The sequence below is a fragment of the Nostoc sp. genome (assembly GCF_054880495.1).
Genome location: NZ_JBTYKD010000211.1, coordinates 1 through 7,050 on the forward strand (window position 1 = coordinate 1; position 7,050 = coordinate 7,050).

At 40.9% G+C, this 7,050-nt stretch carries 12 protein-coding genes and 1 pseudogene; 8 read left to right on the forward strand and 5 right to left on the reverse strand.

The features are described 5' to 3' along the window. Positions 1 to 270 precede the first annotated feature (270 nt). From ACYTXL_RS19535 to ACYTXL_RS19550, 4 genes are all read left to right on the forward strand, one after another. Positions 271 to 1,284, forward strand: coding sequence for an IS701 family transposase (locus tag ACYTXL_RS19535; protein WP_461926192.1), 1,014 nt, complete (start codon positions 271 to 273; stop codon positions 1,282 to 1,284). Between the two features lie 57 nt (positions 1,285 to 1,341). Beyond that, the gene (locus ACYTXL_RS19540) at positions 1,342 to 1,968 is read left to right on the forward strand and encodes a TrpB-like pyridoxal phosphate-dependent enzyme (protein WP_461926202.1); all 627 of its coding nucleotides are present in this window, start codon (positions 1,342 to 1,344) and stop codon (positions 1,966 to 1,968) included. Between the two features lie 39 nt (positions 1,969 to 2,007). Next, the gene (locus ACYTXL_RS19545; RefSeq protein ID WP_461926193.1) at positions 2,008 to 2,406 is read left to right on the forward strand and encodes a hypothetical protein; all 399 of its coding nucleotides are present in this window, start codon (positions 2,008 to 2,010) and stop codon (positions 2,404 to 2,406) included. A gap of 94 nt (positions 2,407 to 2,500) precedes the next feature. Then, positions 2,501 to 2,761, forward strand: coding sequence for a nuclease A inhibitor family protein (locus ACYTXL_RS19550; RefSeq protein WP_461926194.1), 261 nt, complete (start codon positions 2,501 to 2,503; stop codon positions 2,759 to 2,761). A gap of 5 nt (positions 2,762 to 2,766) precedes the next feature. Here ACYTXL_RS19550 and ACYTXL_RS19555 read toward each other — a convergent pair. Both ACYTXL_RS19555 and ACYTXL_RS19560 read right to left on the reverse strand, forming a co-directional pair. Then, positions 2,767 to 3,195: pseudogene (locus ACYTXL_RS19555) on the reverse strand (DNA/RNA non-specific endonuclease); the annotation flags it as partial. 161 nt (positions 3,196 to 3,356) lie between these two features. Further along, the gene (locus ACYTXL_RS19560) at positions 3,357 to 3,887 is read right to left on the reverse strand and encodes a DNA/RNA non-specific endonuclease (RefSeq protein WP_461926195.1); all 531 of its coding nucleotides are present in this window, start codon (positions 3,885 to 3,887) and stop codon (positions 3,357 to 3,359) included. A gap of 16 nt (positions 3,888 to 3,903) precedes the next feature. On the opposite strand from ACYTXL_RS19560, the gene ACYTXL_RS19565 reads away from it, so the two are divergent. Together ACYTXL_RS19565 and ACYTXL_RS19570 are read left to right on the forward strand one after the other, a co-directional pair. Continuing rightward, entirely contained in the window at positions 3,904 to 4,158 is a 255-nt protein-coding gene (locus ACYTXL_RS19565; RefSeq protein WP_461926196.1) for a hypothetical protein, read from the forward strand. Between the two features lie 56 nt (positions 4,159 to 4,214). Beyond that, positions 4,215 to 4,556, forward strand: coding sequence for a hypothetical protein (locus ACYTXL_RS19570; RefSeq protein ID WP_461926197.1), 342 nt, complete (start codon positions 4,215 to 4,217; stop codon positions 4,554 to 4,556). A 112-nt stretch (positions 4,557 to 4,668) separates the two neighbouring features. Here the strand turns inward: ACYTXL_RS19570 and ACYTXL_RS19575 are convergent, their stop codons facing one another. Beyond that, the gene (locus ACYTXL_RS19575; protein WP_461926198.1) at positions 4,669 to 4,797 is read right to left on the reverse strand and encodes a hypothetical protein; all 129 of its coding nucleotides are present in this window, start codon (positions 4,795 to 4,797) and stop codon (positions 4,669 to 4,671) included. Positions 4,798 to 4,800: 3 nt separating this feature from the next. On the opposite strand from ACYTXL_RS19575, the gene ACYTXL_RS19580 reads away from it, so the two are divergent. After that, a complete protein-coding gene (locus ACYTXL_RS19580; RefSeq protein WP_461926199.1) occupies positions 4,801 to 5,202 on the forward strand; it encodes a hypothetical protein in 402 nt (133 codons plus the stop codon). A 42-nt stretch (positions 5,203 to 5,244) separates the two neighbouring features. On the opposite strand, the gene ACYTXL_RS19585 is transcribed toward ACYTXL_RS19580, so the two are convergent. Continuing rightward, the gene (locus tag ACYTXL_RS19585) at positions 5,245 to 5,574 is read right to left on the reverse strand and encodes a hypothetical protein (protein WP_461926200.1); all 330 of its coding nucleotides are present in this window, start codon (positions 5,572 to 5,574) and stop codon (positions 5,245 to 5,247) included. Between the two features lie 31 nt (positions 5,575 to 5,605). Here ACYTXL_RS19585 and ACYTXL_RS19590 point away from each other — a divergent pair, with 31 nt between their 5' ends. Continuing rightward, positions 5,606 to 5,890, forward strand: a complete 285-nt coding sequence (locus ACYTXL_RS19590) for an isochorismatase family protein (RefSeq protein WP_461926203.1) — start codon at positions 5,606 to 5,608, stop codon at positions 5,888 to 5,890. Positions 5,891 to 6,234: 344 nt separating this feature from the next. On the opposite strand, the gene ACYTXL_RS19595 is transcribed toward ACYTXL_RS19590, so the two are convergent. Then, the gene (locus ACYTXL_RS19595; protein ID WP_461926201.1) at positions 6,235 to 6,819 is read right to left on the reverse strand and encodes a hypothetical protein; all 585 of its coding nucleotides are present in this window, start codon (positions 6,817 to 6,819) and stop codon (positions 6,235 to 6,237) included. Positions 6,820 to 7,050 lie beyond the last annotated feature (231 nt).

The following is a 7,050-nucleotide window of genomic DNA, read 5'->3' on the forward strand; positions in this document are numbered from 1 at the left end:
TTCTCTCCACTCTGGGATCTTTGATGTCTTGGAAATGCTGAACTAAACTTTTTTGAATACACCCGATATCTGCTACTTCTGTTAGTTTTCTCTCACAGGACTTACGCAACTGGCACAGTACGATCGCATTTTTATAGTATTTATGTACTAAAAGATGGTGGTGTACTCAGAGGACATTGCTAAAATTAGTAACAGTAATCGGCTGTGTTAAGTATTCATCAAATCATGAGAAGATTAGCTGAGGAGGCATAAAATAAATCCTGTAGCTTTATGAGATTTACTAAACTTAACTATTGCCAGTACTTGTTAAGTAGCCAGATTAATTATACGCTGACAAATTTGGCAGAGCATTTAGAGCAGATCAGTCATGATAAAATCAACCGTTATTTAAAGAACGAAAAATTAACACCTCGGATTCTTTGGGATAACGTGAAAGATTTAATAGAAATAAATGATAACGCCTACTTGGTTTTTGATGACACAGTAATTGATAAACGATACGCTATTGAAATAGAGCCAAGTAAACGCCAATATAGTGGCAACGAGCATGGTGTAATTCAAGGGATTGGGCTAGTAAATTGTGTATATGTAAATCATGAACTAGGAAAGTTTTGGGTAGTTGACTATCGCATTTATGACCCAGATAGAGATGGAAAAACAAAGATAGACCATGTGATGGAGATGCTGCAAAACCTTGTGTATAATAAGGTTTTACCATTTAAAGCTGTCTTGATGGACACTTGGTATGCGACAAATAAATTGATGTTATATATTGATGGATTAGGAAAATATTATTATTGTCCTCTGAAACGTAATCGACTTGTTGATGATACAGCAGGTGAAGAAGATTATCAAAAAATTGAATTGTTATCTTGGAATGAAGAGGAGTTGAAATCAGGTAAAATAGTTAAAATAAAAAAGTTTCCTCAAGCTAAAAAAGTGAAACTGTTCCGGGTAATTGTCTCCACCGACAAAACGGATTTTATCGCTACAAACGATTTATCTCAAGATTCTACGGACGTTGTACAAAAAGTGTGTAAGGTTCGATGGAAAGTTGAGGAGTTTCACCGAGAATTAAAACAATTGACTGGCATTGAATCATGCCAATGTCGTAAGGGTCGTATTCAAAGAAATCATATTGCCTGCGCTATTTTAGTTTGGCTTAGGCTCAAAGATTTAGCTTATAAAACTGGTCAAACAATCTATCAAATTAAGCATGGATTGTTATCAAATTATTTAGTTCAGCAACTAAAACGTCCGAATGTTGCCATGTTTATCGCCTAGTTGTTTGGCGCACGGCGCGGCTACACCGCGCCATTGCTTGTGACAGTTGCGTAAGTCCTGTACAAATATGAAGGTGTTAGCCCTTCTGGAAGCCACAAACCCAATACTGCGGTCGCCCAAGCATACTACAATAAACAAGCTGGGGTCAAAAAGCTAACTACTGAAACGGGAGCCGGACAGTGGGGATCATCTCTAGCTTTTGCCGGTGCGCTATTCGGTTTAGAAGTCTTAGTTTATATGGTAAAGGTTAGCTATCAGCAAAAGCCTTACCGCCGAGCTCTAATGGAAACCTACGGCGCGAGGGTCGTTGCTAGCCCAAGTACTCAAACTCAAGCCGGACGTAAAATTCTTGCACAACATCCCAATAGTAATGGCAGTTTGGGGATTGCTATTAGTGAAGCTGTTGAAGTAGCTGCTGCTGATGAACAAACTAAGTATGCTTTAGGTAGTGTTCTCAATCATGTACTGCTGCATCAAACCGTCATTGGTCAAGAAGCACTGACTCAATTAGAAATGGCAGGAGATTACCCTGATATTGTTATTGGCTGCACAGGTGGCGGTAGCAACTTTGCCGGAATTGCTTTCCCATTTATCGGTGCTAAACTGCGAGGAGAACGAGATGTACAAGTAATAGCTGTGGAACCTGCTGCTTGTCCATCATTGACTCGTGGAAAATATGCTTAGGATTTTGGTGATACTGCCCACTTGACTCCACTTACTAAGATGCATACTTTGGGAAGTGGGTTTGTGCCAGAAGGAATTCATGCTGGAGGCTTGCGCTATCACGGCATGGCCCCGCTTGTTAGCCACATTGTGAATTTGGGGTTAGTTGAATCGCGTGCTGAATCCCAACTCGCTTGCTTTGCTGCTGGATTAACTTTTGCCCGCGCAGAAGGGATTTTACCAGCACCAGAAGCTAATCATGCTGTTAAAGCAACAATTGACGAGGCTCTGCTCTGCAAACAAGAAGATGTTACTAAAACTATCCTGTTTAATCTTTGCGGTCATGGACATTTTGATATGCAAGCTTATATCGATTATCAAGCTGGACGGCTTGTGGATACTGAATATAGTGCAGAAGAAGTGGCAATGGCACTGGCAGGATTACCTGTAGTTGATTAGTGACCCAACAATTCGCTTTTTCTTAGTGATGCTCGAAACAACCATACAGTTGAACCAACAAGCGATCGCTTGAAACAGGCAGTAAACTGATACTATGGCAAAACTTCTCATATGCGATCGCTGTCTCCTATATGCCCATAACCCTTACCTCGTCTGTGCTGTCCATCTTGATGGGGTAGACGGCGACAGCTGCTTGGACTTTCGAGAAGACCCTAACATTGAACCGGAGGAGTTATGGCAACCAGAAGGCGCAACTTATTATAGCCTCGGCAACAAAGAGATTGATGTTTATGTAGTTGGTAAAACCCCGACAATAAATTTAGCGGGGATTTTTACAAAAATTGTTGAAACTTGACATTTTTACAAATTATCTACTTTGCTTTCAATAACTTCTTGGATATTTGGCGAAACTGAGGAGAGAAAATCATATCCTGTGAGTTTTTCTAATTCATCAACACTTACTTTGTAAGCTCTCCAATCATTATTTAATTCTTCCTGGTTAGGGATGTTCACCGCGATGACACGGGTGCTTGCAGTAATACCATCAAGCCCAGCGCCGGGGTTGTCTAGTACAACAACTATCTTCCAAGTTGTCTGAGGAACCGTCACCTTACCTTTGAGGGGTTCGCCAAGGCTACCAAAAGGGCTTGCAACAATGTAAAGTTCTTTTCCCTGGCTTACCAAATATCGGGAATAATCTTCTAGATTACCCCACGTATTTCTATTGTTATCGGGTGTCTGCGGCATCATGTTGGTCATCAGGAAAGTGGCAGCATTATCCTCTACCGTCCATTCTTGACAGGTTAAAGTTTTAAACAATTTGTCAATAAGTAATAGTGCTTAAAATTTTGCCAAAATAGGGGTAAAAAACATTATTTTTGGGGATGCGATCGCTTAATCTCTAAATGCATCACTCATTATTGTCCGAAAAAGTTAGTACATAAGTTAGTTTAATACCCTATATTTAAGTGATTTTTCAGCGTAACTACTAATTGACAAAAGTAATTTAGTCTTAACCTGTCACGAATGTCTACCGTCCGGGTGCGATCGCCCGATGGTGCAATATGGCCTCGGTCGTAACCTGAGCCTGTGTAAGCACTGGGAGTTATTCGCGTCCAACCCGTAGGCAAAGTATTATCAGGGCGAAAGTTGTTTTGGCGTTCTGCATCGCCAAGCCATGACTTATTTAACTGCCAAGCTACCCAGTTGGCAGTCCCTTTGGTTTGATTGTAGGAAACTGCGTACTGGTTTTTTACCATTAGGTAATTATCTGGAGTAATGCTCGTTGGAGTTGCACCGCTAGGATTCCCCAACATCAAATGAGGGCTTATTGAGGATTTAGTAGGTACAATCGGCGTTGGCTGTAATGGTTTTTCTGTTGTCGGTGTTGGCATCTGGGTTACTGCTGGCGAACACCCCAACAGAGCAACTAGCCCAGTGGCAATAGCCAAAGCCTGAAAACGACTGATGATTAAACGCATAAATTTTAGAAAAAGATTGCAGATTAAATTAATCATCACCATTTTTGAGGGGATGTCCAGTTTTTCAATACAAGAGCGATGCCGAAAGCGGGCTGCGCCTACGCTCTGTTGCTCAAGTTCCTCTAAGAAAATTCTTGTGGGCGATCGCTACAAGGGCACTATTGGCACGCCATACACCCGTAGTCAATCATTTCTCTTGCGTGTTGCCTTCGCACCGCCCACTCCGGTACAAGCTGTAGCAGTTTCAGTGGTCATTTATCGCAACGTGTGAACGCGCGTTTTGTGAGATGAATGAGTATTTAGGCTATCGTCGAAGGTATAACATCGGTGAGTACACCTTTTTTTGGAAACCGCTTTGCATCAAACGGCTTTGCATCAAATATAGGCTTTGCATTAAATCTACATTTAATTTTAAGACTGCTTAGACTGCCACTTATTTTTATCGCTTCGGCATCATCTATTACTGTGAACAAACTTTTCTTTTCTAGCTTTGTGTTTTTCACTCTTAATTATCCTAGACAGAATGCTGAGATAGTACCATTCTTGAAGGGAAGTGCGATCGCTTGCAAGTATGAAGCACGAGCGTGGACAATAGCTGATGCTAGCTTCGGGCTTTTTCATACCAAGATACAAGCGAGGAAAAGAGCGATCGCTCCTGAGTTTTCTTAGAGGATAAGAGGCGTAGGCATCGCTCTATAATTAATCATTTACCAAAAAATGGTTATCTAATACCAATTCTGTATGAAGATGCATAGAATATTAAACGAACCGCCCTTCGGGTTCACCAGTCGCTTCCGGTGGGAAACCCGCCTACAGCGCTGGTGAACCAAGTACGCCAACTCTTAGAGAGGCTTCCGCCAACGCGCAGCGTCTCGTTAGAGAAGAGCGCCAAGAATAGAGAGTTACTCATTTAGTGCAACTTCACATTAAATTGGTATTAGCAATTTTCCTACAAAGTCAACACCCTAGATCGCACCCTAAAACGCGATCGCTCCCCTCAACCATTCCACCTCTCAAACCCACTGAGTATCAAACGCATCTTGCCCAGTTCCATAAATCAAGTCGCCATATTCCTGCCAATGGTAGATTGTTTAAGCCGAAACGTGCAAAACAGCTTTACCAGGAAAACGTCTGTCAAGTAGTTGTTGAGCTAAATGAACATTGGTTTTCACTACTCTGGTTTATGGGAGGCGCGACGAAATGGAGAGAATCTAATTGTAGATTTACAAACTCGGCTGGAGAAGCAAACTTTATTAACAACTTCAAAAAACACATAACCGAAATAGAGGAAATAGCAGTTTTAGAGCATTCATAATTAAACAGCGATAGAAATAACTTAATCTCTCTTTATCTCCTGTCACAATTTCTCAAGTTTGTTCCCATTCAACTCATCCTCAACTAAGTCAATCATAGGAGTTGGTGGTCTTGAAATAGTTAACTGTAACGCTTGCATTTGAGGAAAATCACGCTTAATAATTTCGATAGCTTTTCTTTGACTCTCTTGATTTTTAACTATCAGTTGTGCAGTGCCATCCCCTTGAGAACCTACGCCTTTTCCTCCAAAGATATAAGGCTTAAGTGGCTCGTGATGGAGAAGCAGATGCAGCTTTTTTGCAGTTAATTGATCGGGACAAGCCGGAACTACGTGTCGGTCAAATTCCGCTTGGGCTTTTGTCATTAAGAGCATTATTGATGAACTTCATCCATATATACATAATATTTTTGATAAACCTTATTACTCGGCATTTACGGAAGAGTTTTCGAGTTTTATTTTGATTAATCAAATCAGCAAAATATATCTTTGTGGAGTTGAAACTGATAGCTGTATTTTCCAGACAGCAATTGACTCTTTTGAGCGTGGTATTGAACCAGTCGTTATCGAGGATGCTTGCTTTAGTGATGGTGGTCAGATAGCACATGATGCAGCTATTTTTTTACTCAAACGTAATATAGGAAAAAACCAAATTCAGATGACTGATGAGGTGATTAAGAAGATGTCATAAGCTGTTCCACAGAAACTCTCTATTGTGAGAAAATATTCACTTGAGCTTCAAATAGGCACGGCTTCAAGGAGTAACAGCGATGGAAACGCGATTTTTAGGAAAGTCCGGTCTTAAGATTTCGGTTCTCAGTTTCGGTACAATGACATTCGGTGGTAGTGACTTCTTTCAAGAAATTGGGGCGACTTAGGTAGACGAGGCGCAGCATCTAATTGATATTTGCCTTGATGAGGTGTCAACACAATACAGTTCGGTTAAAGAGAAATCTGATTTTTGACTAGGGAGAGTTGACGTTTAAAAGAAAGTAACAGAGCATTCAGGATGATTCAGGATTTTTCTAGAACCAATTACTGCTCAAGAGAAATATTGTCCGAGTAGATATGCCATCTACGTTGGTTTGGAGTTGAGCCAGGAACGTTATTGACTCGTCGCAGCTTATAGCTACCACGAAAACGCTGTGGAGTTCCATTGCTACTAACATCCGTAACAGTAACGGGAATTTCAATATATAGCGAACCTGCTGCCCCTTCTAAAGAACCCGGTTTTCCGACTTCTTCAACAATGGATACGATGTTAGCAAAACCCTGCTGAAATTCCTCAAATGATTGCTTACTGGCAGTACCATCTCCATCCCAAGCCAAGTAAGCTTGTTTATAGTCTTGACGAGCGATGGCATCGTAATAATCATGAATGAGTTGGACTGCTTGTTGTTCTTGGGACTGGTTATTGTCAGGATTTTGTGTGCCAGAGGCGGGTGGAGAAGATGGATTAGACCTGTCCGAAAGATTTGCCAGCGTTGGGCGATTGGCAGATGCTAGTTGTGATGTAGCAGAGTTATTGCAAGCTGTAATAGACATAGCAAGCAATAAAACTCCAATGACTGTATAACGTTGTTTTAACCAGATACAAAAAGAAAAGTTGATATTGAACAAACCTATCTCCTGTGGAATCTACACTAGTAGCCTGATAAATTCAGCATACTTGAATTTATTGGTTACAGCCATTGACAAATTGAAATGAATATGAACTTGAGTGAAACAAGAGAATAGATACTTGTTGATAGAATGCCTATAGGACTAGTATTTGATTTATGAAAAAATCTAAGTATATGTAGGGTGTGTTATGGCGTAGGCTAACGCACCAGAATCTTCGGATGGTGCGTT

Bases quoted from the DNA above. Each gene is read 5' to 3' on its own strand.
- ACYTXL_RS19575 (WP_461926198.1), bottom strand. From the start codon at position 4,797: ATGAGTAACTCTCTATTCTTGGCGCTCTTCTCTAACGAGACGCTGCGC.
- ACYTXL_RS19545 (WP_461926193.1), top strand. From the start codon at position 2,008: ATGCATACTTTGGGAAGTGGGTTTGTGCCAGAAGGAATTCATGCTGGA.
- ACYTXL_RS19535 (WP_461926192.1), top strand. From the start codon at position 271: ATGAGATTTACTAAACTTAACTATTGCCAGTACTTGTTAAGTAGCCAG.
- ACYTXL_RS19585 (WP_461926200.1), bottom strand. From the start codon at position 5,574: ATGCTCTTAATGACAAAAGCCCAAGCGGAATTTGACCGACACGTAGTT.
- ACYTXL_RS19550 (WP_461926194.1), top strand. From the start codon at position 2,501: ATGGCAAAACTTCTCATATGCGATCGCTGTCTCCTATATGCCCATAAC.
- ACYTXL_RS19560 (WP_461926195.1), bottom strand. From the start codon at position 3,887: ATGCGTTTAATCATCAGTCGTTTTCAGGCTTTGGCTATTGCCACTGGG.